Annotated in this window: 24 protein-coding genes; 8 read left to right on the top strand and 16 right to left on the bottom strand. The window is 71.3% G+C overall.

The features are described from left to right. Positions 1-6: 6 nt before the first annotated feature. The 5 genes from JIW86_RS16315 to JIW86_RS16295 form a co-directional block, all read right to left on the bottom strand. Positions 7-2346: an ABC transporter permease gene (locus tag JIW86_RS16315; RefSeq protein WP_257554430.1), complete on the bottom strand. Its 2340-nt coding sequence runs from the start codon at positions 2344-2346 to the stop codon at positions 7-9. Next, positions 2343-3029: an ABC transporter ATP-binding protein gene (locus tag JIW86_RS16310; RefSeq protein WP_257554428.1), complete on the bottom strand. Its 687-nt coding sequence runs from the start codon at positions 3027-3029 to the stop codon at positions 2343-2345. The genes JIW86_RS16315 and JIW86_RS16310 overlap by 4 nt, the downstream gene beginning before the upstream one ends. Beyond that, complete coding sequence (locus tag JIW86_RS16305) at positions 3026-3550, bottom strand: PadR family transcriptional regulator (RefSeq protein ID WP_215148760.1); 525 nt, start codon at positions 3548-3550, stop codon at positions 3026-3028. Before JIW86_RS16305 ends, JIW86_RS16310 begins: the two co-directional genes overlap by 4 nt. Positions 3551-3640: 90 nt before the next feature. Next, positions 3641-3874, bottom strand: a complete 234-nt coding sequence (locus JIW86_RS16300) for a hypothetical protein (RefSeq protein ID WP_215148762.1) — start codon at positions 3872-3874, stop codon at positions 3641-3643. Then, positions 3871-4779 (bottom strand): SPFH domain-containing protein, encoded by a 909-nt coding sequence (locus tag JIW86_RS16295; RefSeq protein WP_257554418.1) that lies wholly within the window; start codon positions 4777-4779, stop codon positions 3871-3873. Before JIW86_RS16295 ends, JIW86_RS16300 begins: the two co-directional genes overlap by 4 nt. A 229-nt stretch (positions 4780-5008) precedes the next feature. Between JIW86_RS16295 and JIW86_RS16290 the strand changes: the two genes are divergently transcribed. Next, positions 5009-7282, top strand: coding sequence for a transglycosylase domain-containing protein (locus JIW86_RS16290; RefSeq protein ID WP_257554416.1), 2274 nt, complete (start codon positions 5009-5011; stop codon positions 7280-7282). Between the two features lie 64 nt (positions 7283-7346). Here the strand turns inward: JIW86_RS16290 and JIW86_RS16285 are convergent, their stop codons facing one another. The 4 genes from JIW86_RS16285 to JIW86_RS16270 form a co-directional block, all read right to left on the bottom strand. Beyond that, a complete protein-coding gene (locus tag JIW86_RS16285) occupies positions 7347-8810 on the bottom strand; it encodes a catalase (RefSeq protein WP_257554414.1) in 1464 nt (487 codons plus the stop codon). 40 nt (positions 8811-8850) lie between these two features. Then, entirely contained in the window at positions 8851-11076 is a 2226-nt protein-coding gene (locus tag JIW86_RS16280) for a SpoIIE family protein phosphatase (RefSeq protein ID WP_257554413.1), read from the bottom strand. A 257-nt stretch (positions 11077-11333) separates the two neighbouring features. Next, on the bottom strand, positions 11334-12041 hold the full coding sequence (locus JIW86_RS16275; protein WP_257554411.1) for a DUF402 domain-containing protein: 708 nt from the start codon (positions 12039-12041) through the stop codon (positions 11334-11336). A gap of 102 nt (positions 12042-12143) precedes the next feature. Then, the gene (locus JIW86_RS16270) at positions 12144-13547 is read right to left on the bottom strand and encodes a class II fumarate hydratase (RefSeq protein WP_257554409.1); all 1404 of its coding nucleotides are present in this window, start codon (positions 13545-13547) and stop codon (positions 12144-12146) included. A 108-nt stretch (positions 13548-13655) separates the two neighbouring features. Here JIW86_RS16270 and JIW86_RS16265 point away from each other — a divergent pair, with 108 nt between their 5' ends. Continuing rightward, the gene (locus JIW86_RS16265; protein WP_257554401.1) at positions 13656-15194 is read left to right on the top strand and encodes a ricin-type beta-trefoil lectin domain protein; all 1539 of its coding nucleotides are present in this window, start codon (positions 13656-13658) and stop codon (positions 15192-15194) included. A 56-nt stretch (positions 15195-15250) separates the two neighbouring features. Here JIW86_RS16265 and JIW86_RS16260 read toward each other — a convergent pair whose 3' ends face one another. Further along, complete coding sequence (locus JIW86_RS16260; RefSeq protein ID WP_257554400.1) at positions 15251-16021, bottom strand: glycerophosphodiester phosphodiesterase; 771 nt, start codon at positions 16019-16021, stop codon at positions 15251-15253. Positions 16022-16166: 145 nt separating this feature from the next. On the opposite strand from JIW86_RS16260, the gene JIW86_RS16255 reads away from it, so the two are divergent. Both JIW86_RS16255 and JIW86_RS16250 read left to right on the top strand, forming a co-directional pair. Next, positions 16167-16523 (top strand): hypothetical protein, encoded by a 357-nt coding sequence (locus tag JIW86_RS16255; RefSeq protein WP_257554398.1) that lies wholly within the window; start codon positions 16167-16169, stop codon positions 16521-16523. Beyond that, on the top strand, positions 16520-16771 hold the full coding sequence (locus JIW86_RS16250) for a hypothetical protein (protein ID WP_257554396.1): 252 nt from the start codon (positions 16520-16522) through the stop codon (positions 16769-16771). The genes JIW86_RS16255 and JIW86_RS16250 overlap by 4 nt, the downstream gene beginning before the upstream one ends. 94 nt (positions 16772-16865) lie before the next feature. Here JIW86_RS16250 and JIW86_RS16245 read toward each other — a convergent pair whose 3' ends face one another. Beyond that, positions 16866-18533, bottom strand: coding sequence for a fumarate hydratase (locus JIW86_RS16245; protein ID WP_257554395.1), 1668 nt, complete (start codon positions 18531-18533; stop codon positions 16866-16868). Positions 18534-18703: 170 nt separating this feature from the next. Here JIW86_RS16245 and JIW86_RS16240 point away from each other — a divergent pair, with 170 nt between their 5' ends. Both JIW86_RS16240 and JIW86_RS16235 read left to right on the top strand, forming a co-directional pair. Then, entirely contained in the window at positions 18704-19384 is a 681-nt protein-coding gene (locus JIW86_RS16240) for a DUF1707 SHOCT-like domain-containing protein (RefSeq protein WP_257554394.1), read from the top strand. 134 nt (positions 19385-19518) lie between these two features. Continuing rightward, complete coding sequence (locus tag JIW86_RS16235; protein WP_215145986.1) at positions 19519-19887, top strand: WhiB family transcriptional regulator; 369 nt, start codon at positions 19519-19521, stop codon at positions 19885-19887. 107 nt (positions 19888-19994) lie between these two features. Here the strand turns inward: JIW86_RS16235 and glpX are convergent, their stop codons facing one another. Further along, positions 19995-21026: a class II fructose-bisphosphatase gene (gene glpX, locus JIW86_RS16230; RefSeq protein WP_215145988.1), complete on the bottom strand. Its 1032-nt coding sequence runs from the start codon at positions 21024-21026 to the stop codon at positions 19995-19997. A gap of 225 nt (positions 21027-21251) precedes the next feature. On the opposite strand from glpX, the gene JIW86_RS16225 reads away from it, so the two are divergent. Further along, positions 21252-21779, top strand: a complete 528-nt coding sequence (locus JIW86_RS16225) for a DUF4245 domain-containing protein (RefSeq protein ID WP_257559336.1) — start codon at positions 21252-21254, stop codon at positions 21777-21779. Between the two features lie 135 nt (positions 21780-21914). Here JIW86_RS16225 and JIW86_RS16220 read toward each other — a convergent pair whose 3' ends face one another. The 4 genes from JIW86_RS16220 to JIW86_RS16205 all read right to left on the bottom strand — a co-directional run bounded on the left by JIW86_RS16220 (position 21915) and on the right by JIW86_RS16205 (position 25583). Next, positions 21915-22505, bottom strand: coding sequence for a malonic semialdehyde reductase (locus tag JIW86_RS16220; protein WP_257554386.1), 591 nt, complete (start codon positions 22503-22505; stop codon positions 21915-21917). 97 nt (positions 22506-22602) lie between these two features. Next, entirely contained in the window at positions 22603-22824 is a 222-nt protein-coding gene (locus tag JIW86_RS16215) for an exodeoxyribonuclease VII small subunit (RefSeq protein ID WP_215145994.1), read from the bottom strand. A 68-nt stretch (positions 22825-22892) separates the two neighbouring features. Next, the gene (gene xseA, locus JIW86_RS16210) at positions 22893-24107 is read right to left on the bottom strand and encodes an exodeoxyribonuclease VII large subunit (protein WP_257554384.1); all 1215 of its coding nucleotides are present in this window, start codon (positions 24105-24107) and stop codon (positions 22893-22895) included. 33 nt (positions 24108-24140) lie between these two features. Continuing rightward, positions 24141-25583: an APC family permease gene (locus tag JIW86_RS16205; RefSeq protein WP_257554383.1), complete on the bottom strand. Its 1443-nt coding sequence runs from the start codon at positions 25581-25583 to the stop codon at positions 24141-24143. Between the two features lie 86 nt (positions 25584-25669). On the opposite strand from JIW86_RS16205, the gene JIW86_RS16200 reads away from it, so the two are divergent. Further along, a complete protein-coding gene (locus tag JIW86_RS16200; RefSeq protein WP_257554382.1) occupies positions 25670-26662 on the top strand; it encodes a 4-hydroxy-3-methylbut-2-enyl diphosphate reductase in 993 nt (330 codons plus the stop codon). Positions 26663-26673 lie beyond the last annotated feature (11 nt).

The following is a 26673-nucleotide window of genomic DNA, read 5'->3' as shown; positions in this document are numbered from 1 at the left end:
TGCGGGTCACTCCGTGCGCAGGCCGTCCGGGCGCATCAGGCGCAGCAGCGGCGGCAGGCTCAGCACGGTGACCAGCGCGACCACACCGGCGGCCACGCCGGTCATGCCCGCGACCGACAGCCAGTCGATCCGCACCGGGGCGGCGGCCATCCGCATCAGTACGGCGCCCAGTCCCACCCCGAACACGGCGGCCAGGCCCAGCCCCAGGCCGACCGGCAGGGCGGTCTGCCACAGCACCGACAGGCTCAGCGTGGAGCGCTTGGTGCCGAAGGCGACCAGCGCCGACAGCAGCTTCTTGCGCTCGCGCAGCTGCTCCAGCTGGGAGACCAGCAGGCTCGAGCCGATGAGGATCAGCACGGCGGTGGCCCCGAAGAACAGCCCGGTGCGGATCGCCGAGTAGCCGCCGTCCTGCTTCGTGGCCCTGAGCGTCATGGCGGTGGACAGGGGGGACGCCTTGAAGGCGGCCGTCCGGGCCCGCTCCAGCCCGTCCGGGTCCGAATCGTCGTCCTGTACGAAGATCTGGGTCGAGCCGAACGTGCCGGTGTCCTTCGGGGCGACCGACGGGGTCACCAGCAGACCGGAGCGCAGATTGCCGGTCGGGTCCGGGCGGCTGGCAACCGTGCGAGCGGTGGCGGGCACGGTCCACTCGACCGGCTTGACCTCGTCCGAGTGGCCCATCACGTTGCCCACGAACAGCTTGTCGCCGGGCTCGGCCGTGCCGCCGTACCTGCTGCTCTTGTCGGGAGAGCCGGTGGCGAGGAAGGCGTCGCCGTCCTTGCAGGAGTCCAGCGCGGCGACCTCGCGCAGGGCCTCGCAGCTGCCGACGGTGACGTTGATGAGCTTGGTGTCCTCGGGGACGTCGTGGGCGGCGGCGACGGAGCGCAGCGGCACCGCCTTGAGGATGCCGGCGGACCCGGCGACCTGCTGAGCCAACTGCTCCACGTCGACCTTGGATTCACGGTCGAGGAGGATCGAGACGGCGGCCCGGGAGGGGTCCTGTCCGGTCTCCGCGGTGTAGTCGCCCTCGACGCCCGCGAACAGCATCTGCAGGGCGATGGCGCCCGCGACCGCCACGGCGATGCCGTTGACGAGCCGGGCGGCGCCGCCGCTGTTGACCTGGAGCCGGCGCACGGCCAGCTGCCAGGAGACCGGGCCGCCGGACATCCGGCCGACGAATCGTTCCAGCACCCAGGGCAGCAGCGCGGTGACGGCGACCAGGAGCAGCACCACGCCGCCGCTGACCTGCCACTGGTTGAACCTCCCGCTGTTGTTGCCACGGCCCGCCATCGGTGCGAGCAGGCCCAGTCCGGCCAGCGGCAGGAGCAGCCGCCACCAGATCCGGCGCTTGCTCGGCCGGGCCGTGCGTACGACGCCCAGCGGCTCGATCACCACGCCGCGCAGCGCGAACAGGGTGACCGCGACGGCCGCGGCCGGCACCGCGACCGCCACGAGCGCGGCCAGCCACACCGTCGGGTCGAGGTCGGAGGGGAAGACGCTGCGCTGCTGGAGGTTGAAGCTGCCGACGAGCCGGCGCCCGATCAGGAAGAAGCCGGTGCCCAGCACGAGCCCGGCCAGCGACCCGGCCAGGGCCTCGCCCGCGGCGATCCGGCGGACCATCCGGCCGTCGGCGCCGACCAGGCGCAGGGCCGCGAGCCGGCGGTCGCGGCGCTCGCCGCCGAAGCGGACGGCGGCGGCGATGAAGACGGCGACCGGCAGCAGCAGGGCGACGAAGGTGAGGACGACCAGGAGCAGCAGGACCGGGCTGAGGGGCTCGCCGTCCCGCTCGTAGCCGAACGCGGTGATCCGCTGGACGCGGCCCATCGTGTCGGCCGCCACCTGCAGCCGGTCGTCGCCCGCGTAGAAGACCAGCTCGCCGGGGCCCGTCAGGCCGGCGTCGGCGATGGTCTCGGTGATGCGTCCGTCGAGACGGTCGCGCAGGAGCTTGCCGTCCGAGGAGGCCAGCAGCTCCTTCAGGGCGGGGGACACGGCCAGTTCGCCGGGGCCGGGGATCCTCTTCAGGCCCGGTGGCACCGGGGCCTCGGGGCCCTCAGCCTTCACCAGGCTGCCGTCGATGTCCTTCTGGTGGTACGTCTGGTTGGCCCGGGCGATGAGCAGGGTGTCGGGCCCGGGGTGCTCGGCGGTGGCGGTCATCGTGCTGCGGGCGTCGCCGCGCTCGTTGCGGGCGGCGAGCGCGCCGGGGATCGCCGTGCTGATGAGCAGCAGCGAGACGCCGAGGCCGACGCCTATGCCGGTGAGCAGGGTGCGGGTCCAGCCCTCGCGGCCGCCGGCGAAGGCGAACCGGGCGCCCATGCCGAGGTCGCGGGACCACGTGCGGAGCTTGCTCATACGATGCGCTCCATGTCGCGGGACTTGCCGTCGCGTACGACGATCTCGCGGTCGGAGTAGGCGGCCACGCGGGTCTCGTGCGTGACGAGGACGACGGCGGTGTTGGCGGACCGGGCGGCCTCGGTGAGCAGCTGCATCACCAGCTCGCCGTTGAGGGAGTCGAGGGCGCCGGTCGGCTCGTCCGCGAAGATCACCCGGGGCCGGGTGACCAGGGCGCGGGCGACGGCCACGCGCTGGCCCTGGCCGCCGGAGATCTCCCCGGGCCGCTTGCGGGCCAGGTCCTCCACCTGGAGCCGCTCCATCCAGCCCAGGGCCGTCCGCTCGGCCTCCTTGCGCTTGACGCCGGTGAGGCGCAGCGGGAGGGCGACGTTCTCGACGCAGGTCAACTCCGGTACGAGCTGCCCGAACTGGAAGACGAAGCCGAACTCGCTGCGGCGCAGGGTGCTGCGCTCGGCGTCGTTCATGGCGGACAGCTCGCGGCTGTCGTACGTGATGGAGCCGGAGTCGGGCGTGACGATCCCGGCGAGGCAGTGCAGCAGGGTGGACTTGCCGGAGCCGGAGGGGCCCATGACGGCGACGACCTCGCCGGGGTGGATGGAGAACTCGGCGCCGTCGAGCGCGTGGGTGGGCCCGTACGACTTGCGGAGGTCCGTGGCGGTGAGCAGGGAACCGGCCGGGGTCATCGGCGTACCTCCTGGGCGAGCTGGTCGAGGCGGGCGGCGGTGAGCTCCAGCCACCGCAGGTCGGCCTCCAGGTGGAACAGGGCGTGGTCGCAGACGAGCTGGTCGGCGAGGTCGCCCTTGCGCTTGCGCTGGGTCAGGATGCGCATGAGGCGCAGGTGTTCGGCCCGCTGGGTGTCCAGCAGACCGGCCGCGCTGCGGCCGGTGAGCAGGGCGAGGACGATCTTGGTGTAGAGGGTCGAGTGGAGGTACGGCTCGGGCTTCTCGGGCTCGGAGAGCCAGGTGTCGACGTCGGTGATGCCGGCGTCGGTGATGGCGTACCGCTTGCGGTCGGGGCCGCCGCCGCTCTCTATGCCGTCGACCTCGACGAGGCCGTTCTTGAGGAGGCGGGACATGGTCGAGTAGACCTGCCCGTACGCGAGGGGGCGGTCGTGGCCGAACTTCTCGTCGAAGGCACGCTTGAGGTCGTAGCCGTGGCGGGGGCCGGCCTCGAGGAGGCCGAGGAGTGTGTGACCGATGGACATACCGGTGACTGTACACCGGGTGTATACCCTCGATGTATACCTGGAGCGCATAGCCGAGGTGCGGGGTCTGGGGCGGAGCCCCAGCAGCCGTCAGTCGGCCGGCTTCGGGGGGCGGCCGCGGCGGGGGATGGGGCCGGGGGACGAGGGGAGGCGGCCGGACTCCGCCAGGGCCCGGCGGAGCAGGAACTCGATCTGGGCGTTCGCGCTGCGCAGCTCCTCGCCCGCCCAGCGGGCCAGCGCCTCGTACACCTGGGGGTCGAGTCGCAGCAGCACCTGCTTGCGCGGCTGCCGGCCCGCCCGGCCACCTTCCTCCGGCGGGGTCACTGGTAGAGGGTTCCCGTGTTGACCACCGGCTGGGCGGCACGGTCACCGCAGAGGACGACCATCAGGTTCGAGACCATGGCGGCCTTGCGCTCCGGGTCCAGGTCCACGATCTCCTCCTCGGCCAGGCGGGTCAGGGCCAGTTCGACCATGCCCACCGCACCCTCCACGATCTGCTTGCGGGCCGCCACGACCGCGCCCGCCTGCTGGCGCTGGAGCATCGCGGAGGCGATCTCCGGAGCGTACGCGAGATGCGTGAAGCGGGACTCGATGATGGCCACCCCGGCCGCGTCCACCCGGGCGTGCAGCTCGGCGGCCAGCTTCTCGGTGATCTCCTCGGCGTTCCCGCGCAGCGAAAGGCCGCCCTCCTCGTGCGCGTCGTACGGGTACTCGATCGCGATGTGCCGCACGGCCGCCTCGGTCTGGGTCTCGACGAACTCCGTGAAGTCCTCGACCTCGAAGGTGGCCCGCGCCGTGTCCTCGACCCGCCACACCACGACCGCCGCCAGCTCGATGGGGTTGCCGTAGGCGTCGTTGACCTTCAGGACGGCCGTCTCGTGGTTGCGCACCCGGGTGGAGATCTTCTCCCGGGAGGTCAGCGGGTTGATCCAGCGCAGTCCGTCGGTGCGGATCGTGCCCCGGTAGCGGCCGAACAGCTGGACCACCCGGGCCTCGCCGGGCGCCACCGTGTTGAGCCCGCTCATCGCGAGGAGCGAGGCGAGGATCAGGATCACGCCGCCGGCGCTCAGGGCCGCCTGCGCGGAGGAGAGCGCGGTGGCGCCGAGCGCGATCAGCCCCGCCCCTGCGAGTACGCCCACCAGTCCGAGCAGCAGCGCCAGGCCGCCGCCCACGCTGCGCGCGGTGAATTCCCGTATGCCCTGCGGCGTGGAGACGTCGTTCGTCATCATTTGCCCCGTTTCTCGTGGTCGCAGCCGGTCGAGCTGCTTAGCAAAGTGATATCACTTTTTCGGAGTACGGCAACCCTTGGGGCATCGTGTGCGTCGGTTCCTGTGATGTGGGTGCTGATTCTCACGTCCGGATTGACCGGTATTGGCAAGGGTTGACCATCCTTTGTCACAGCCTGCGGTGTTAGCTTTCTGAGCTGACGTCGGGGGGTAATCGAGCGGAGCGGGAGCGATGGGCCGAGCAGAAGCGCGTAAGGCACAGCAGCAGCGCGGTGCGCGGCGGGCGCCGACCGGACGTGCCAAGGGCGCCAAGGACAAGGGCGGCGCCGGCAAACGCACCGGCATACGTCGCTTCTTCACCTGGAAGAAGATCCTCGGGACGTTCCTCGGGCTGATCCTGCTCCTCATGGCCGCGGCGGTCATCCTCTACTTCTCGGTGAACGAACCCACCGACCCGAACAAGCAGGCCACGCTCCAGAGCAACACCTACCGGTACGCCGACGGCTCGGTCATGGCCCGCACCGGTGACATGAACCGCGAGATCGTCCCGATCGACAAGATCCCCGAGGACGTCCGCACCGCCTTCATCGCCATCGAGAACAAGTCCTTCTACCAGGACCGCGGCATCGACGTGATGGGCGTGGCCCGAGGCCTGTTCAACACCGTCACCGGCAAGGGCAAGGCCGGTGGCTCGACGATCACTCAGCAGTACGTCAAGAACTACTACCTGACGCAGGACCAGTCGGCGACGCGCAAGCTCCGGGAGCTGGTGATCTCCCTCAAGGTCGACCAGCGCATGGAGAAGGACGACGTCCTCGTCGGCTACCTGAACACCAACTTCTACGGTCGCAACGCGTACGGGATCCAGGCCGCGGCCCAGGCCTTCTACGGGGTCGACTCCGACAAGCTCACGCTGGAGCAGGGCGCCTACCTCGCCTCCGTCATCCAGGCCCCCAGCCAGTACGACCTGGCGACGGCCGGCCCGAACGGCACGCGGCTGGTCAACATCCGCTTCAACGCCGTCCTCGACAACATGGTCGAGATGGGCAAGCTGGACCCGGTCAAGCGCAAGACCATGACCCTCCCGGAGCCGATCAAGCCCAAGCCCCGCCCGGGCATGGAGGGCCAGAAGGGCTACCTGATCCAGGCCGCCAACGACGAGATGAACGAGCAGAAGATCACCGACGCGCAGATCGCGGCCGGCGGCTGGAACATCGTGCTCAACATCGACCCGAAGAAGCAGGCGGCGCTGGAGAAGGCGGTCCAGGACGAGCTGGAGTCCAAGCTCGACCGCAAGGACACCAAGAACCGCCCGCAGGACCAGAGCGTCCAGGCCGGCGCCACCTCGGTGGACCCGAAGACCGGCGCGATCGTCGCCATGTACGGCGGTCAGGGCCTGGCGGAGAAGTCCGCGAGCAACGCCCTGCGCACCGACTACCAGCCCGGCTCGACCTTCAAGCCGATCGTGCTCGCCTCCGCCCTGGAGAACAACGCCAACACCCAGGACCGCAAGCCGATCACCCCGAACGCGCTCTACGACGGCACGAGCAAGCGCCAGGTGGTCGGCAGCAAGATCCCGTTCAACCCGCAGAACCAGGACGACAAGGACTTCGGCAAGGAGATCACCGTCCAGGACGCGACCAACTTCTCGGTCAACTCCGTCTACGCGCAGATGATCGTGGACGTCGGCCCGCCCGCCGTGAAGAAGACGGCCCTCGCGCTCGGCATGAAGGACCGCGAAGGCTGGCCCGAGGACAAGCCGGCCATGTCGCTCGGCACCATGAGCGCCAACACCATGGAGATGGCGGGCGTCTACGCGACCCTCGACAACCACGGCAAGAAGGTCACGCCGACGATCATCAAGAGCGCCGAGCACAAGGACGGCGAGTTCACCCCCCGTCAGGCCGTCGGCAGCCAGGCCATCAGCCGTCAGACCGCCGACACCGTCACCAAGGTGCTCACCGGCGTGGTCAACGACGGCTCCGGCAACAAGGTCAAGAGCAGCGCCTACGAGGCCGCCGGCAAGACCGGTACCACCGAGTCCAACGTGGCCGGCTGGTTCACCGGCTACACCCCGGAACTGGTCACCGTCGTCGCGATGTTCGGCGAGGAGCCCGGCACCCACAAGCAGGTCACCCTCACCGGCACCGCCGGCGGTGGCCGCGCGGGCGGTTCCAGTTTCCCCGCCGAGATCTGGAAGGCGTACACGCTGGCGGCGCTCAAGGGCGTGAACACGGGCGAGTTCGACACGTCGGACGCGGAGATGGGTGCCTCGCAGGCGCCGTCCCGCAGCGCCTCCCCGACGCCCTCGCCGAGCCCCTCCAGCCAGCCGCCGGCCAGCAGCAGCCCGCCGGCGAGCTCGCCGACCCCGACGCCGACCCCGACGCCGACCAACACCCGGACCACGTCGCCGACTCCGACGACGTCGCCGACCGCGACGCCGACCAAGACCGGCGGCCCGAAGCCGCCGGACCCGCCGCTGTTCGGTGAGAACCAGGGCCACTGACAGACCGCCGCCTCGCAGCCTTCACGCTGCGGGGCGGCGGTTCTCGTAGGGGCTTCCGTGGGCCTCAGGGGCCCGAGACCGCCGCCGCGATCCGGTCGCCCGTGGTCTTGTCGATGCTGCGCCAGTACTGGAAGGCACGCTCCAGGACCGGGGCGCTGACCCCGTCCCGCAGGTGCCCGCTGACGTTCGAGACGAGGCGGTCGCGTGCCGCGTCGTCGAGGACCTGCCGGACCATCGTGCCGGGCTGGCCCCAGTCGTCGTCCTGGCCGTGCGCGGAGTACGCCTCGCGGACCATCTCGCCCGCCGTGGCCCAGCCGGCCGGCTCGCCGAAGCGCGCGACGTCGGCCGCGGGGCCGCCGTACGAGTTCGGTGCGTACGGGCGGGCCGCGTTGGACGCCTCGAACCGCATCGGTCCGTCCTTGGCGTACGAGGACACCAGCGAGCGGGCCCGGTTCGGCGGGAGCTGGGCGTAGTTCGGCCCGATCCGGTAGCGGTGCGTGTCGGGGTACGAGAACAGCCGGCCGAGCAGCATCTTGTCCGGCGACGGGCCGATGCCCGGCACCAGGTTCGAGGGCTCGAAGGCGGCCTGCTCGATGTGGATGAAGTAGTCCGGCGGATTCTTGTCCAGGGTCATCCGGCCGACCTCGATCAGCGGGTAATCGCCGTGCGGCCACACCTTGGTGAGGTCGAAGGGGTTGAAGCGGTAGCTCGCCGCGTCCTCGAAGGGCATGACCTGCACGTGCATGGTCCAGCTCGGCGGCTCGCCGCCCGCGATCGAGTCGAAGAGGTCGCGCCGGTGGTAGTCGGGGTCCTCGCCCGCGATCCGGTCGGCGTCGGCCTGCGTCAGGAAGCCGATGCCCTGGTCCGTCTTCATGTGGTACTTGACCCAGAACCGCTCGCCGCCGCCGTTGACCCACAGGTAGGTGTGCGAGCCGTAGCCGTTCATGTGCCGGTAGTCCTTCGGAATGCCCCGGTCGCCCATCAGCCACGTCACCATGTGCGCGGACTCGGGGGACAGGGTCCAGAAGTCCCACTGCATGTCGTGGTCGCGCAGCCCGTTGTCGGGGCGGCGCTTCTGGGACCGGATGAAGTCCTGGAACTTCATCGGGTCCCGCACGAAGAAGACCGGGGTGTTGTTCCCGACCAGGTCGTAGTTGCCGTGCTCGGTGTAGAACTTCAGGGCGAATCCGCGCGGGTCCCGCCAGGTGTCGGGGGAGCCCTGCTCGCCCGCGACCGTAGAGAAGCGGGCCAGCATCTCGGTCCTGCGGCCCGGCTGGAAGAGGTCGGCCCTCGTGAACTGACTGACGTCATTGGTGACCTGGAAGACGCCGTACGCGCCCGCGCCCTTGGCGTGGACCACCCGCTCGGGGACCCGTTCACGATTGAACTGGGCCATCTTCTCGATCAGGTAGTGGTCCTGGAGCAGGATCGGGCCGTCGGGACTCACGGTGAGCGAGTGCTCGTCGCTCTCCACCGGAACCCCGGCGTTGTTCGTCGAGTACGGAATCCTCTGCGCGTCCTGGGTCACGAGCGTCCTCCCCTGGGGGGCCGGTCGGTTCGCTACCCAGTCAACGCCGCTCGTGCGCCACCGGCAACGCCAGCTCGAACCAGACCACCTTTCCGCTGCTCAGCCGGGTGGCACCCCAGCGGCGGGCCATCCGGTTCACCAGGAACAGGCCGCGGCCGCCCTCGTCGGTGTCCCGCGCCCGGCGCTGGCGCGGCAGCTGCGGGGAGTCGTCGCCGACCTCGCAGCGCAGGACGTCCGTACGCAGCAGGCGCAGGGTCACGGGCCGCTCCGCGTACCGGACGGCATTGGTGACCACCTCGCTGACCAGCAGCTCCAGGGAGTCCTGGAGCTCCTCCAGGCCCCACCGCGTCAGGGCGCGGCGGGCGAACCGGCGGGCGCGGCCCGGAGCGGTCTCCTCCGGGTCCAGGAACCAGTACGCCACGTCACTGGGCGCGATCCCGTCGAAGCGGGCCGCGAGCAGCGCGATGTCGTCGTCCCGGTCGCCCGGGCCGAGCATGTCCAGCACGTCGTCGCAGAGGGCCTCCAGCGGCGGCGGGTGGTCCAGGCCGGTCAGCTGCGCGGTGGTCGCCAGGCGCTCCCGGAGCTGCTCGATGCCGGTCCACACGTCCCGCAGCCGGGACTCCACCAGCCCGTCGGTGTACAGCAGCAGGGTGGCCCCGGCGGGCGCGTCCAGCTCCACGGCCTCGAAGTCCACGCCGCCGACGCCGATGGGGGCGCCCGGGGGTACGCGGAGCACCTCGGCGCGGCCGCCCAGGTGCAGCAGCACCGGCGGCGGGTGGCCGGCGTTGGCGATGGTGATCCGGTGCGAGACGGGGTCGTAGACGGCGTACAGACAGGTGGCCATGCGGTCGGAGCCGAGACGCTGGGCCTGCTCGTCCAGATGGTGCAGCACCTCGGCGGGCGGCAGGTCCAGCTGCGCCAGGGTCTGCGCGGTGGTGCGGAGCTGGCCCATGATCGCGGCGGAGGTCATGGAGTGCCCCATGACGTCGCCGACGACGAGGGCGACCCGGCTGCCGGGCAGCGGAATGGCGTCGTACCAGTCGCCGCCGACGCGGGCGGTCTCGGCGGCGGGCAGGTAGCGCGAGGCGAGCCGCACCCCGGTGGGCTGGGGCAGGCTGTCGGGCAGCATGGTGCGCTGGAGCTCGTCGGCGATGTACGCCTCGCGGCCGTACAGGACCGCCTTGTCGATGCCGAGCGCGGTGTGGGTGGCCAGCTGGGCGGCGACCAGGAGGTCGTTCTGCTCGAAGGCGGGCCGCTCGGGGCTGCGCAGGAACACGGCGGCGCCGATCACCCGGCGGCGCCCGCGCAGGGGCGCCAGCACGGCCCGGTTGCCGCGCGGCAGCGGATGGTCCGCACCCAGCAGCTCGGGCAGCGCGGCCTTGGCGGCCGCGGAGGACCCGAAGACGGGCCGTACGCCGCGCAGCACCTCGGCGAGCGCGCCGCCGGAGCGGATCTCGCACAGCTCGGCCGCGGGCAGGTCACCCTGCGGGCCGACCAGCGGCAGCTGGCTGAAGTCGAGCTCGCCGGTGGCCCCCGCGGCCCCGGCGAGGTCCAGGCCCGCGCCGATGGTGCCGCCCGACGCGGCATCGGTGAGATCGTCGATCGGCCGGAGCCGGTCGGTGCGGCGCAGCCTTAAAACGACCGGGCCGACGGGGCGCTCGTCCCCGACCGGCAGCGGGTCGCGCAGGTAGACGAGGATGGCGTCCGAGAACGTCGGCACGGTGGCCCGGCACAGGCCGAGCACGATCTCGTCGAGGTCGATGCCGCGGGCGATCCGCCGGGTGGCGGCGCCGACGAAGCGCAGCCGGTCCCCTTCGCGGCGCGCGGCGGTGTCCCCGGCGCCGCCGACGGCCGGTATCCCGGTCCCGCCGCCGTGCCGGTCGCCTCCGGCGGGGTGGAGCGCGGGGGCTCCGGGGCCGTCCTGTCCGCCGAGCGGGCCGTCGGCCGCGTTCCGTGCGGCGATGCCCTGCGGATCGTCGGCGGTCGCGTTGCGCGCGGCTCCGGTGTCCCTGGCCCGGGCGGTGGCGCCGTCCCGCGGCCGGGCACCGGCCCGGCCCGGGCCGTCGGCCGGGAGGTCCGCCGAGGCGGCTCCGCGGGGCCGGGGGAGCCCGGCAGGGGCGCCGCCCGGCTCCGCGCCCGGGCTCTGCGCATGCGTGCGTACGGCCTCGGCTGCGGCGATGGGCGCCTTGCCGTGGCCGGCCTCGTCCGTACCTCCGCCGGAGGCGACGGGCTGCGGGCCCTCCTGAGAGGTGGGGTACTCCGTCACGCGTGGAATTCCGTCCGTTTGCGCTCGATGTGCGCTGCACTCAACTCGGTCAGTCGCGGTATACCCGCTCAGCGGCCGGGGCACCATAACCCCGCGTTTCCGCGTCTCCCCCGTTACCTCTCGCCCTGCGTCGACCTCCGGTCAAATCCCGCGTACGGCACGACACTTGCGCACACAGGGTCTCATCGCGCCGCCCCGCGCGCGCGACCTTGCGGAGGACGATCCTACGTTTGTACCCCGGGGGCGCATCAAGGGTCTCATGAGGTCATATGCGCCGGGGTGTGGTCCCAGTCCTCCGGCAGGTCCGGAACCGTCCAGGCCGGATCCGGCCGCCAGTTCTCCCAGCCGTCGGAGAACGGCGCACCCCATTGCCCGATGACCTCGACCGCCGCCCGCCCGGCCTCCCGCACCCGGTCCGCTTCCTCCGGGCCCATCAGCCCGGAGCGCTGCGCCTGGGCGAACTCGTCCTCGTCCCGCCACTTCCAGCTGCGGTCCGGGTAGACGGAGATGTCGAGGAAGTGGTCCACGGAGTCGACCCCGCCGGACCAGCGCGACCGGGGCTCCTCCAAGTTCACGTACCAGCTCTTGAACCGCCAGCCGTGCTCCCAGAACAGCCACACCGACCACGGGTCCCCGGGCCGGGCCAGCTTCAGCACGCCCGCGCCGAACCAGCGCGACCGTACGGTGGTGCGCGGCGCGGTGTAGCGGGTGGCCAGCGGCTCCTCGTGGACGGGGGTGCCGTCGGCGAGGACCGGTTTGACGCATTCGGTGCCGGGGGCCATCCAGACGGCGAGCAGTTCCTCGGTGTCCCGCACCACCGTCACCGGGCGGCAGATGTGCACCTGGCCCTTCAGCCCCGGGGCGTGGTCGCGGTAGCGCCAGAGGATCTGCTCCCCGGGCGCCCAGTGGGTGCCCTGCGCACGCGTGCGCGCGGCGCCGCCCGCGGGCCTGAAGGTACCTGTCATGCGCAGATCTTAGGTCGGGCACCCCCGCGGATGCTGCGGTGCAGGTCACCGAGGGGTCCGGGGACGGTAAACGACCGGATTCGGACCCTGCCGCGAGGCTCGTCAGGGGTGGGTCATGCGCAGGACGTCCAGCGCCTCGTCGAGCTGCTCCAGGGTGAGCGCGCCGCGATCGACGTAGCCGGACTCCAGTACGACCTCCCTGATCGTCTTCCGCTCGGCGAGGGCCTTCTTGGCGACCTTGGCCGCTTCCTCGTAGCCGATGTACCGGTTCAGCGGGGTCACCACGGAGGGCGAGGATTCGGCGTACTCCCTGGCCCGCTCGGCATTGGCGGTGATCCCGTCCACCGTGCGGTCGGCCAGCAGGCGGCTCGCGTTGGCGAGCAGCCGGACCGATTCGAGGAGGTTCCGGGCCATCACCGGGAGCATCACATTGAGCTCGAAATTGCCGGCCGCGCCCGCCACCGCGACGGTCGCGTCGTTCCCCATCACCTGCGCGGCGACCATCAGGACGGCCTCCGGGACGACCGGATTGACCTTCCCGGGCATGATCGAGGAGCCCGGCTGGAGATCCGGGAGATTGATTTCGGCCAATCCGGTGCGCGGTCCGGAGGCCATCCAGCGCAGATCGTTGGAGATCTTGGTGAGCGAGACGGCGATCGTACGGAGCATCCCCGAGGTCTCCACCAGCGCGTCCCGCGCCCCCTGGGCCTCGAAGTGGTTGCGGGCCTCGGTGAGCGGCAGCCCGGTGTCCGCGGCCACCTCGGCGATCACGGCGGCGGAGAACCCGGGCGGGGTGTTGATCCCGGTGCCCACCGCGGTGCCGCCCAGCGGCAGCTCGGCCAGCCGCGGCAGGGCCGCGCGCAGCCGCTCGACGCCGTAGCGGATCTGGGCGGCGTACCCGCCGAACTCCTGGCCCAGGGTGACCGGCGTGGCGTCCATCAGGTGCGTCCGCCCGGCCTTGACGACCTGCTCGAACGCGGCGGCCTTGCGCTCCAGCGCGGCGGCGAGGTGCTCCAGGGCCGGGATCAGGTCGCGGGTGACGGCGGCGGTGGCGGCGATGTGGATGGAGGAGGGGAAGACGTCGTTGGAGCTCTGCGAGGCGTTGACGTGGTCGTTGGGGTGGACCTCCCGGCCCAGCCGCTCGGTGGCCAGGGTGGCGATCACCTCGTTGGCGTTCATGTTGGACGAGGTGCCGGACCCGGTCTGGAAGACGTCGATGGGGAAGTGGTCGTCCCAGCGGCCCTCCGCGACCTCGGCGGCGGCCGACCGGATGGCCTCGGCGACGTCCTGCTCCACCACGCCGAGGCGGGCGTTGACCAGGGCGGCCGCGGCCTTGACGCGGGCGAGCGCCTCGATGTGGGCGTGTTCCAGGCGCTGTCCCGAGATGGGGAAGTTCTCCACCGCGCGCTGGGTCTGAGCACGCCATTTGGCGTGGGCGGGCACCCGTACGTCGCCCATGGAGTCGTGCTCGATCCGGAACGCTTCGGCCTGCTGCTGATCGGTCATTTTCGTGGCCTCCTCAAAAAGTTGAGCAATTGTCTTGTTCGAAGTGTTCCCAACTCCCCTACTGACCAGTAAATACCGGGGGTAACACCGGCATTAGGGGAGGCGTTCATGACACGTGCACACAGGAAACCCAGGCTCAGATCTACCTTCGCCGCCGTCGCGGCGGCCGCGGCCGCCCTCGGGGGCGTCACCGCCATCACCCCCACGGCCCAGGCGGCGGTGCCCGCGGCGGCTCCGGCAGCGGCCGTGACCCCCCTCTCGCCCGAGCTCGAGGCGATCCGCGCGGCCGAGGCCGTCAAGATCTACGGCGACGCGGCCGTCCGCCCGCTCGGCGAGCGCAAGACCGGCCTGATCTCGCTGGGCGACAGCGAGATCTCGGGCGAGGGCGTCGGCAACTACGACCCCGCGACCAACACGCCGAACAACCAGTGCCACCGCTCGCCCGACGCGGCGATCCACCGCACCGGCATCCCGGCCGACCTCACCTTCAACGTCGCCTGCTCCGGCGGGTACACCGGCAACATCAGGATCGGCGGCAGCAAGCAGTACGCCGACGAGCTGGTGCAGAGCGACAGCCTGGCCATCAAGGCCCGCAACACGAAGATCAAGATGGTGCTGCTGGTCGCCGGGGCCAACGACGACCTGCAGTTCGGCCCGGTCATGACCGACTGTGTCACCCGCTGGGTGCTCAGCCAGGGCACCTGCGAGCCCAAGTACGGCCCCGGCTGGCAGGCCCGCGTCGACGGCCTGAGGCCCAAGGTGGAGTCGACCGTCGCGGACCTCAAGACGGTCATGCGCGACGCCGGCTACGCCGACTCCGACTACAAGCTCGTCGTCATGGGCTACCCCAGCCCCATCGGCCCCGACTTCAACGACAACCCGAACTTCCCCGGCAAGCTCCCCGGCGGCTGCGCCGGCTACGACTCCGACGCCAGCTGGGGCCGCAACTACGCGGTGCCCACCTTCGAGAAGGGCATGCGCGCCGCGGCCCTCGCCTCCGGCGCCACCTACCTGGACAACTCGCGGCTCTTCCACGGCCACGAGGTGTGCATGGAGGACACCTGGGCCCGCGGGCTCTACCTGGACCTCGGCGACCACTTCCCGTGGGACGAGAACACCGCCCGCCAGTCCTTCCACCCCAACTACCGGGGCCACGGCGCGTTCGCGTCCTGCCTGACCCAGCTCTACAACTCCGGCCTGCGCGAGGCCTCCTGCGCCGACCCCGCGAGCACCGGCACCCCCGTCCTGCAGGCCGGGGCCTGGGACGACAAGTTCAAGCCCCTGAAGAACGAGGCGACCGGCACCTGCCTCGACGCGAAGGGCGGCTCCAGCGCCAATGACACGGCGATCCTGGGCTGGGACTGCCACGGCGGCCGCAACCAGGGCTGGTGGTACGACGCCGCCCGCAAGTCCGTCCACATCGAACTGACCCAGGACCGCTGCCTCGACGCCCCCGGCGCCAACTACGGCTCCGGCACCGGCCTGATCGTCTGGAACTGCCACGGCGGCGCGAACCAGCAGTTCGTCCGCGACGGCGCCACCCTGCGACCCGCGGCCTCCCCGGGCATGTGCCTGACGGTGGCCGCCGCCCACGAGCCGCTGCGCCTGCAGACCTGCAACGGCTCGGCGGCCCAGCGCTTCGCGTAACCCCGCCCCGCTCCACCCGACCCCCCACACCCGGCCGGCGCACCCCGGCCGGGTGCCTACATGTCGAGCAGCAGTTTCCGTACCTCCCGCGGCCGGTTGGTGATGATCGTGTCCACGCCGAGCCGCACGCACAGCTCCACGTCCTCCGCCTCGTCCACGGTCCACACCCGGACGGACAGCCCCTTGGCCTTCAGCCGGGCCACCAGACCCGGGTCCCGCCGCACGAGGTCGATGCCCGGGCCCGCGTGGGTCGCGTACGGGGGCCGCACCGGGCGGACGGTGCGCTCGATGAGGAACACGGCGGGCAGGCCGGGCGCGAGCCGGTGCATCCGGGTCAGCGCCGTGCGCGAGAAGCTCATCACCTCGACGCGGCCGGTGGCCCCGTCGGCCAGCCCGTACTCCCGGAGCATCCGCACCAGCTCGGCCTCCAGCCGCCCGCCCGCGCGGGACGGGTGCTTGGTCTCGACCGCGAGCCCGACCGGCCGCGGCGCCGCCAGTGCCTCCCGCAGCAGGTCCTCGAAGAGCAGCACCCGGGCCCCGGCGTGCGCGGCCCCCTTCCACGCCCCGAAGTCGAGCGCGCGGAGCTCCTCGTACGTCATCTCGGAGACGACCCCGCGCCCGTCGGAGGTCCGCTCGACCCGCCGGTCGTGCACACAGACCAGCTTCCGGTCGGCGGTCAGCCGCACATCGCACTCGAGCGCGTCGGCCCCGTCTTCGATGGCCTGCCGGTACGCGGCCATGGTGTGCTCGGGGTGCTCGTGGGAGGCCCCCCGATGGGCGACCACGCGGACGGCGCGGTCGGTGCGGGGAGAGGACATCACAGTCATACGGAAATCCTTGCAAACCGGGGTGAACAGGCAGGTGCGCCCCTGTGTCCCTGACGTTAACCCGGTGCCGATCAGGAGTGGGCACTCCGGCCTTCACGGCGTCGAGGAATGGATACGCTGGCCGAGGCACCCCTTGGAGGACACCGTGACCACACAGTCGGACCACGGCGCGGAGCTGATCCCGCGCCCCGAGCGCGCCCCCGACGCCGTACGTGTCGCCCTCGCCCGCATCGCCCCGCACCGTCTGGCGGAGCTGGAGCAGCACAAGGAAAACGCGCTGGCCGCGGCCATCCGCAGTGGGAAGATCGGCCACCTCACACACTGGCTCGACTGGTGGATGCGCGAGGTGGAGATCGAACGGCGTCCAGACCTCTTCACTCGTCGCAATGACGCCCTGGCTGCCATTCACCGCACCACCGGCAAGGATGATCCGGACTTCCGCCCCGCCATGGACGAGCTGGCCGCTGTCGAGGCCGAGGCCGCGGAGGCGGTGACCGCGTGACCTGGAGGTGGGAGTACGACCCCAGCGAGGAGTACGTCACCGGAGGCGCCCCGCCGGCGTTCGTAGCGGAAGTGGAAAAGGCCGCTGACGAACTCGTACGAGCATCGGAAGCGCTCTACCTCGACGGCACCGCCTACCGCGAGATGGGGCCGAAGGGTGCCGTCATGAACCTTGACGACGGCATGTTCGTCTATCTGATCATCCCCAGGAGTGAGTGCGTCTACATTCGCCAGGTGACCTACCTGTAACGCGCACCTGGGATACGCCCGGGCCGTTGCGGCCCGGGCACGACCACGCGGAACCGGGGCAGGCGCAGCCTCCCTGCCCCGGCGCAGCGACTCGTTACGCGAGACCCGGACCGCGCACCGGGATGTGGGTGAACGTCGGCTCCGGGGCCGGGTTCTGGAAGAAGTCGTTGCCCTTGTCGTCGACCACGATGAAGGCCGGGAAGTCCTCGACCTCGATCTTCCAGACAGCCTCCATGCCGAGCTCCTCGTACTCCAGGACCTCGACCTTCTTGATGCAGTCCTGGGCGAGGCGCGCCGCCGGGCCGCCGATCGAGCCGAGGTAGAAGCCGCCGTGCGAGCCGCAGGCGTCCGTCACCTGCTGGGAGCGGTTGCCCTTGGCCAGCATGACCTTGGAGCCGCCCGCCGCCTGGAACTGCTCGACGTAGGAGTCCATCCGGCCGGCCGTGGTCGGACCGAAGGAGCCCGAGGCGTAGCCCTCGGGGGTCTTCGCCGGGCCGGCGTAGTAGACCGGGTGGTCCTTCAGGTACTGCGGCATCTCCGCGCCCGAGTCCAGCAGCTCCTTGATCTTGGCGTGCGCGATGTCGCGCGCCACGACCAGCGGGCCGGTCAGCGACAGGCGGGTCTTGACCGGGTGCTTGGTCAGGGTCGCCAGGATCTCGTCCATCGGCTGGTTCAGGTCGATGGAGACCACGTCCGCGGACTCGGCCAGGTGCTCGTCGGTGGTCTCCGGCAGGAAGCGGGCCGGGTCGCGCTCCAGCTGCTCCAGGAACACGCCCTCGGCGGTGATCTTCGCGGTGGCCTGGCGGTCCGCCGAGCATGACACGGCGATCGCGACCGGCAGCGAGGCGCCGTGGCGCGGCAGCCGGACCACGCGCACGTCGTGGCAGAAGTACTTGCCGCCGAACTGCGCGCCGATGCCGATCTTCTGCGTCAGCTCGAAGACCTGCTGCTCCAGGGCCTCGTCGCGGAAGCCGTGGCCGAGCGGCGAGCCCTCGCGGGGCAGCTCGTCCAGGTAGTGCGCCGAGGCGTACTTGGCGGTCTTCAGCGCGTGCTCGGCGGAGGTGCCGCCGACCACGATCGCCAGGTGGTAGGGCGGGCAGGCCGCCGTACCGAGCGAACGGATCTTCTCCTCCAGGAACTTCATCATGGAGGCCTCGTTGAGGACCGCCTTGGTCTCCTGGTAGAGGAAGGACTTGTTGGCCGAGCCGCCGCCCTTGGCCATGAAGAGGAACTTGTACGCGCCGCCGTCGGTCGCGTACAGCTCGATCTGCGCGGGCAGGTTCGAGCCGGTGTTCTTCTCCTCCCACATCGTGATCGGCGCCATCTGCGAGTAGCGCAGGTTCAGCCGCGTGTAGGCGTCGTAGATGCCGCGGGAGAGGGCCGCCTCGTCGCCGCCCTCGGTGAGGACGTTCTGGCCGCGTTTGCCCATGACGATCGCCGTGCCGGTGTCCTGGCACATCGGCAGGACGCCGGCCGCCGCGATGTTCGCGTTCTTCAGCAGGTCCAGCGCCACGAACTTGTCGTTCGCGCTCGCCTCGGGGTCGTCGATGATGCGACGCAGCTGCCCGAGGTGCGCGGGGCGCAGGAAGTGCTGGATGTCGTGGATGGCCTCTTCGGCGAGCTTGCGCAGCGCCTCGGGCTCGACCTTGAGGAACGTACGGCCATCCGCCTCGAAGGTGGACACGCCCTCGGCGGTCACCAGCCGGTAGGGGGTGGCGTCCTCGCCCAGGGGCAGCAGGTCGGTGTACGCAAACTCTGGCATGACGGCAGTCATTCCTCACTCGGCAGACAGCGCTGGCGACCAATTGGCAGCGCAGTCCACCAGCGTAGAACCTCCCGGGGTGCCCGTGTCTGTGAGGTAAGGCTCACTCGGGTTCACTCGGGCTCACGCGGGAGTATCGCGATCTATCGTGTCTCGCTATGCTGGGTCGCGTGGACCTGGAAAAGCACCCCGCCGCCCCTGCCCCCGCGCCGGCTCCCGCCCCCGCGGCGGCCGAACTGCGCGCCTCCGACGCCGACCGGGACCGGATCGCGCAGATCCTCGCCGACGCCCTCGCCGAGGGCCGGCTGACCTCCGAGGAACACTCCGAGCGCCTGGACTCGCTGTACGCCGTCAAGACGGTGGGCGAGCTGGAACTGCTCGTACGGGACCTCCCCGCGCCGGGCACCGGCCACACCTCGGCCGCGCCCGCGTATGCGGCCCACGCCACGGCGGCGGGCTACACCGAGACGGTCGTCGCCGTGTGCAGCAGCTCCGCCCGCAAGGGCCGCTGGCGGCCGGGCGCGCTCACCCGTGCGGTCTCGGTCATGGGCGACATCACCATCGACCTCACCGAGGCGGTCTTCGAACAGCAGGTCACCGAGATCAACGTGACCTGCGTCCTCGGGAACGTGGAGGTCCTGGTTCCGGAGAACGTCACCCTGCGCGGCTACGGAAGCGGAGTCCTCGGCAACTTCGAGGTGCGCGGCGAGGGCCGCGGGGAGACCGACCCGCAGGCCCCGGTCGTGATCGTCCGCGGCTTCGCCCTGCTGGGCAACATCGAGGCACGGCCCAGGCCCGGCGCCCGGCTGGTCGATCTGGCGGACCGGATGCGCAAGCGCCTGGACGGCTGAGAGCGGCTCCCCGCGGGGGTCGCGTTTCGGACGAACCCCCGCCGCCCGCCGGTACCCGGTGCATAGGGGCACGCACAGCGGGTAGGGACAGGTGCATCGTCTCTCGCTCGCGTATCCGTCGTCAGGAGTAGACCGTGCCGCATCCGCCGCATCAGTCCCTGAAGGTTGCCGTCGTGCCGAAGCCGCGGGTGCCGGCGAGGGCTGAGGACGGCCCATGGCATGCGGAGGCGGTGTGCCGCCGCGACGAGGCGGGCCTGTTCTTCGCCCCCTCCAAAGAGCCCACGGCGGCCCGGCTCTCCCGCGAGGAGGCCGCCAAGCGCGTCTGCGCCCGCTGCCCGGTCATGGTCGCCTGCCGGGAGCACGCGCTGCTCCAGCCCGAGCCGTACGGGGTCTGGGGCGGCCTCACCGCCGCCGAGCGCCGGGTGGTCCTGGCCCGGATGCGGCGCAGGGCCGCAGAACTGCGCCAGGCCCCCGGGTCCGGGCCGATCGCCGCCGCGGGCTGAGCCCCGTACCCCGGGCGCGCAGCACCGTACGGAATGCGCGGGGACAGCGAGAGGGGCGGTCACCGCCGCACGCGGTGACCGCCCCTCTCGCTGTGCCCGCCCTGGTCCTACTGGGCCCGGTCGAAGTCGACCGCGCTGTACGCGCGCAGCTTCGACAGACGGTGCGTCGAGTCGATCTGCCGGATCGTGCCCGACTTCGAGCGCATGACCAGCGAGGACGTGGTCGCGGTCTCCGAGCGGTAGTGGACGCCGCGCAGCAGTTCGCCGTCCGTGATGCCGGTGGCGACGAAGAAGACGTTCTCGCCGGACACCAGGTCGTTCGTGTGCAGAACCCGGTCCAGGTCGTGGCCCGCGTCGAGGGCCTTCTGGCGCTCGGCCTCGTCCTTGGGCCACAGCTTGCCCTGGATCGTGCCGCCGAGGCACTTTATGGCGCACGCCGAGATGATGCCCTCGGGGGTGCCGCCGATGCCGAGGAGCAGGTCCACGCCGGTGCCCTCGCGCACGGCCATGACCGAGCCCGCGACGTCGCCGTCCGAGATGAACTTGATCCGCGCGCCGGTCTCGCGGATCTCCTTGACGATGCCCTCGTGGCGGGGGCGGTCCAGGATGACGACCGTGACGTCCTCGACGGCCATCCCCTTGGCCTTGGCGACGCGCCGGATGTTCACCGAGACGGGTGCGTTGATGTCGACGAAGTCGGCAGCCTCCGGGCCCGTGACCAGCTTCTCCATGTAGAAGACGGCCGACGGGTCGAACATGGTGCCGCGGTCGGCGGCGGCCAGGACGGCGATGGCGTTCGGCATGCCCTTGGCGTTCAGGGTGGTGCCGTCGATCGGGTCCACGGCGATGTCGACCTCGGCGCCGGTGCCGTCGCCGACCCGCTCGCCGTTGAAGAGCATGGGGGCTTCGTCCTTCTCCCCCTCGCCGATGACGACGACGCCGTTCATCGAGACGGTGGAGATCAGGGTCCGCATCGCGTTGACCGCGGCGCCGTCCGCGCCGAGCTTGTCACCGCGGCCGACCCACCGGCCCGCGGCCATGGCTGCGGCCTCGGTCACCCGGACGAGTTCCAGGGCGAGGTTGCGGTCGGGGGCTTCGGGAGAGACTTCGAGCTGGGGCGGCAGGTTGTGCTCGGTCATCGGAGCGCACCTTTCTGTACGACGACGGCCGGGATGTGAGGGTGCTGGAACTCTATCGGTACGTCGACATATTGAGCAGGGCGGGTCACGTATGAGCGGGATATCGGTCAGCCGATTGGCCTGAGCGGACGTCTTGCCGACCGCGGTGGCGCGCCGCACAGGAGTCCGGGGCGACCCCGGCGGTGATCGCTCGCGCGCATGCGGGACGATGGTGCCGTGGCAGGTATGAAAGGCAAGCAGACGGTCTGGGACATGGTCCGATCGCTGGCGGTGATCGGCGTCGTGGTCGCGGGGATCTACCTCTTCGTCCCACATGACGAGAACGCCGATCCGACGCGCACGGTCGACTACCGGGTGGAGACGCTCACGGCCCGGCGCGCCGCACCGTACCCCGTGGCCGTCCCGGTGGGGCTGCCGGCGGAGTGGCGGGCGACCTCGGTGACGTACCAGCGCAAGGACTCCAACGCCTGGCACCTGGGTTTCCAGGACCCGGACCGGCAGTACGTGTCGGTGGAGCAGTCCACGGACACCTCCGCCAAGTACCTCGGTGCGGTCACCCAGAAGGCGAAGCCCACCGGGCAGACGCAGCAGGTGGGCGACGCGGTCTGGGAGCGCTGGGACGGCGAGAAGTACGACGCCCTCGTGAAGCAGGAGCAGGGCTACGTCACGGTGGTCACCGGGACGGCCTCCTTCGAGCAGCTCGGCACGATGGCGGCGGCGCTGGAGTTCAAGCAGGGCCAGCAGGGCGCCTGAGGTCTTCGGCCGGAAACCTTCGGCAGCGCGAAACCTTCGGCAGCGCGAAACCTTCGGCAACGCGAGTTCGGCAACGCGAAACGGCCGCGCGCCCCGGGAAACCGGGGCGCGCGGCCGTTTGCCGTGCGGGGTGGCTCAGACGGTGGTGACGACCTCGTCGAACGCCAGGCGCGGGGAGCGCGGGAACCAGGCGTCCTCGCCCGGCTTGCCGATGTTGACGATCATCAGCGGGGTGTGGTCGGCGTCCAGGAACTCCTTCTGGATGCCGGCCAGGTCGGCGCCGGTCATCGGGCCCGCGGCCAGGCCGGCGGCGCGGATGCCGACGATGAAGTACGCGGCCTGCAGCGCGGCGTTGAGCAGGGCGGACTGCTCGCGGACCGGGCGCTCGGCGAAGAACATGTCCTTGGCCTGCGGGAAGTGCGGCAGCAGCGCCGGGAGCTCCTCGTGGAACTCGTTGTCGGCGGCGAGGATCGCGACCAGCGGCGCGGCGGCGGTCTTGGCCTGGTTGCCCTCGGCCAGGTGCTTCACGAGGCGCTCGCGGGCCTCGGGGGAGCGGACCAGGGTGATGCGCAGCGGGGTCTGGTTGAAGGCGGTGGGGCCGTACTTCACCAGGTCGTAGATCGCCTGCACCTGCTCCTCGGTGACCGGCTCGTCGGAGAACGAGTTGGCCGTACGGGCCTCGCGGAACAGCAGGTCCTGCGCGGCGGAGTCAAGAACGAGAGACATCGGAAAGCCTTCTTCCATACGTGGGTGAAGCGATGTCCCCGACTCTACGGCGAAAATAGGTGAACTTTCAACTAAATAGCCACGGTGGTGATCGGGATCACTGCTCCTCGGCCGCGTCGTCGCGCGCCGCGAGCGCCGAGTCCAGCCGCGCCCTGGCCCCCTCCAGCCAGTGCCGGCACACCTTCGCCAGCTCCTCGCCGCGCTCCCAGAGCGCCAGCGAGTCCTCCAGCGACGTCCCGCCGGCCTCCAGCTTGCGGACGACCTCGATGAGCTCGTCGCGGGCCTGCTCGTACCCCAGCGCCGTTTCGGCCTCTGCCATTCCCTTTTCCACCCTATGTGTGTAGTGCAACGACTTGATTGCGGCAGTGTGTCGCCGTCTGCTGCCCGCTATTCGGCCTCGGCGACCCGTACGGAGAACTCTCCCTCCGCCACCCGCGCACGCAGCACCTCGCCCTCCGCGACCTCCTCCGGCGCGCGCACCACGTGCCCGTCGGCCCGCTGGAGCACCGCGTACCCCCGCTCCAGGGTCGCCGCGGGCGACAGCGCCACCACCCGGGCGAGGGTGTGCGCGAGCTCCGAATCGGCCCGGTCCAGCAGGTGGCCCAGCGTCCGCCTGCTGCGCCCGAGCAGGGCCTCCAGCTCGTCCTCGCGGGTCTCGACCATCCGCTGCGGATGGACGAACACCGGCCGGGCGAGGGCGTGCGCGAGGCCGCGCTCCTCTCGGTCCAGCAGCCCGCTCACCGCGCGCAGCCCCCGGCCCTGCAACTGGCGTACGCGCTCCAGCTCCTCGCCGACGTCCGGGACCACCTTCTTGGCCGCGTCCGTGGGCGTGGAGGCCCGCAGGTCCGCGACCAGGTCCAGCAGCGGGGAGTCCGGCTCGTGGCCGATCGCCGAGACCACCGGGGTACGGGCCGCCGCGACCGCCCGTACGACCTCCTCGTCGGAGAAGGGCAGCAGGTCCTCCACGCTGCCGCCGCCGCGCGCCACGATGATCACGTCGACCTCGTCGAGGGCGTCGAGCTCCTTGACCGCCTGGATCACCTGCGGCACCGCGTGCACGCCCTGGACGGCGACGTTGCGCACCTCGAAGCGGACCGCCGGCCAGCGGCGCCGGGCGTTCTCCAGTACGTCGCGCTCGGCCGCCGAGGCCCGCCCGACCACCAGCCCGATCAGCTGCGGCAGGAAGGGCAGCGGCTTCTTGCGGTCCAGCGCGAACAGGCCCTCCGAGGCCAGGGACCGCTTCAGCCGCTCCAGCCGGGCCAGCAGCTCCCCGATGCCGACCGGCCGTATCTCCGTGGCCCGCAGGGACAGCTGCCCGCGCGGGGCGTACCACTCGGGTTTGGCCAGCAGGACGACGCGCGCCCCCTCCGACACGACGTCCGCGACCTCGTCGAAGACCTGGCGGAAGCAGGTCACGCTGACCGAGATGTCGTGCGAGGGGTCGCGCAGCGTCAGGAAGACCACCCCCGCTCCCGGCCGCCGCGAGAGCTGCGTGATCTGCCCCTCCACCCACACCTGGCCGAGCCGCTCGATCCAGCCCCCGATGAGCCGGGACACCTGGCCTACCGGCAGCGGCGCCTCGGCCGACGTATTGAGTCCCATGTACGCAGGCTAACGGGCGCCGCTGACAGCGTCTCAGGGTCCGGCGCCGATGTCGGGGCGGATGTCCGCGCCGGTGTCGGCGCCGCTGTCGGGGCGGATGTCCGCGCCGGTGTCGGCGCCGCTGTCGGAATCCCGGCGACCGCGCTGCACCACCAGCAGGCCCAGGCCCACCGCCAGCCACGCCGCCCCCACCACCTGCGCCTCCCGGGAGGCCTCCACGATCACCGTGACGGTCACCGCCGCCCCCAGCACCGGGACCACCAGGTGCTTCCACCAGCTGGGCGGGCCCTCCCGGCGCTGGACGACGAACCAGCCCACCACGGAGGCGTGCAGCAGAGTGAAGGCCACCAGCGCCCCGACGTCGACGACCGACACCAGATGGTCGAGCCCGTCGGCACGCCTGGCCGCCCACACCGCCGCGACCAGCGTCACCGTGGCCGCCACCAGCAGCGCCGGCCGCGGCGTGCCGTCCGAGGTCCGCGCGAGCACGCCCGGCAGCCGCCGCTCCCGGGCCATCGCGAACAGCAGCCGCCCGGCGGCCGCCTGCCCGGCCAGCGCCGCGAAGGCCGCCCCGATCGCCTTGGAGATCGCCACCAGGTCGTGCAGCCAGAAGCCGACCGAGGCCTCCACCGCGTTGTAGAAGGCCGGCCCCTGCTGCGCCGGATCGGCCGCCAGCTCCGCCGAGGTGACCGGGCTGAGCAGCGCGACGAGGTAGGTCTGGGCGATGAACAGCACCCCGGCCAGCGCCAGGCAGAACAGCACCGCCCGGGCCACCCGCGCCGAGCCCCCCGTGACCTCCTCCGCGAAGGAGACGATCGCGTCGAAGCCCAGGTACGAGAGCACCGCGACCGACACCGCGCCCAGTACGGCGGCCGTCGAGAAGCCCAGCGAGCCGTCGCCGGTCAGCGGGGACAGCCAGCCGCGCTGCGCCCCGTCCCGCGCCAGGACGGTCACCGCCGCGACCAGGAAGACCAGGAGCACCAGGATTTCCATGGCCAGCACGGCGAAGCCCACGCGGGCGGCCGCCCGTACGCCCCACAGGTTCAGCAGGGTTGTGACCACGACGGCCAGGGCGGTCCACGCCCACCGGGAGACCTCCGGCACCAGGGCGTTCATCGCGATCCCCGAGAACAGGTAGGCGACCGCCGGGATCAGCAGGTAGTCGAGCATCGCCATCCACCCGGCGATCAGGCCGGGCCCCTCGCCGAGGCCCTTGCGGGCATAGGTGAAGACCGAGCCGGCCTGCGGGGCGACCCGCACCATCTGGGCGTACGAGAAGGCGGTGAAGGCCATGGCGACCGTCGCGGCGAGGTAGACGAGGGCCACGGCGCCGTGCGACTTGGCGTCCAGGGTGCCGAAGACCCCGACCGGGGCCATGGGCGCGATGAAGAGCAGCCCGTAGACGACCAGGTCCCGGAAGCCGAGGCTGCGCCGCAGCCCGGTGTGTTCGGTACGGGGCTCCGTCGCGGACGCCATCGTTCCTCCGGGGGATGGGCAGTACGGACATTCGCCCCAGTCTCTGCCGAACGGGCGATGCCCGGCCTCCTGGAGACCCCCGTACGATGGAGCCCATGACTGCTCCCGCTTCCCGCCGTGTCCTGCTCGCCGCCCCCCGCGGCTACTGCGCGGGCGTGGACCGAGCCGTGATCGCTGTCGAGAAGGCTCTCGAGCAGTACGGTGCGCCGGTCTACGTCCGCCACGAGATCGTGCACAACAAGTACGTCGTCCAGACGCTGGAGAAGAAGGGCGCCATCTTCGTCGAGCGGACGGAGGAGGTGCCCGAGGGCTCCATCGTGATGTTCTCGGCGCACGGCGTGGCGCCGGTGGTGCACGAGGAGGCGGCGCGCGGCAAGCTCGCGACGATCGACGCGACGTGCCCGCTGGTCACCAAGGTGCACAAGGAAGCCATCCGGTACGCGAACGAGGACTTCGACATCCTCCTCATCGGCCACGAGGGCCACGAGGAGGTCATCGGCACCTCCGGCGAGGCCCCGGACCACATCACGATCGTGGACGGTCCGGACGATGTCGCCAATGTCGAGGTGCGCGACGAGTCCAAGGTCGTCTGGCTCTCGCAGACCACGCTCTCCGTCGACGAGACGATGGAGACGGTCGACGCGCTGAAGACCAAGTTCCCGCTGCTGGTCTCGCCGCCGAGCGACGACATCTGCTACGCCACCTCGAACCGGCAGGCCGCGGTCAAGGTCATGGGCGCCGACTCGGACCTGGTCATCGTGGTGGGCTCCAAGAACTCCTCCAACTCGATCCGGCTGGTCGAGGTCGCGCTCGACGCCGGCGCGCGCGCCGCGTACCTGGTCGACTTCGCGAGCGAGATCGACGAGGCCTGGCTGGAGGGCGTCACCACGGTCGGCCTGACCTCGGGCGCCTCGGTGCCGGAGGTCCTGGTCGAGGAAGTCCTGGAGTGGCTGGCGGTGCGCGGCTACGTGGACGTGGAGATCGTCAAGACCGCAGAGGAATCGATCGTCTTCTCGCTCCCGAAGGAACTGCGCCGCGACCTGCGTGCGGAAGCCGCGGAACTGGTCGCCGACAAGTAAGTCCTTTCGTA

Source organism: Streptomyces sp. NBC_00162, from assembly GCF_024611995.1.
In the GTDB taxonomy this organism is placed as follows: Bacteria; Actinomycetota; Actinomycetes; order Streptomycetales; family Streptomycetaceae; genus Streptomyces.
The sequence above is the reverse complement of the archived record's forward strand: the minus strand, read 5'-3'. Positions and strand labels throughout refer to the sequence as shown.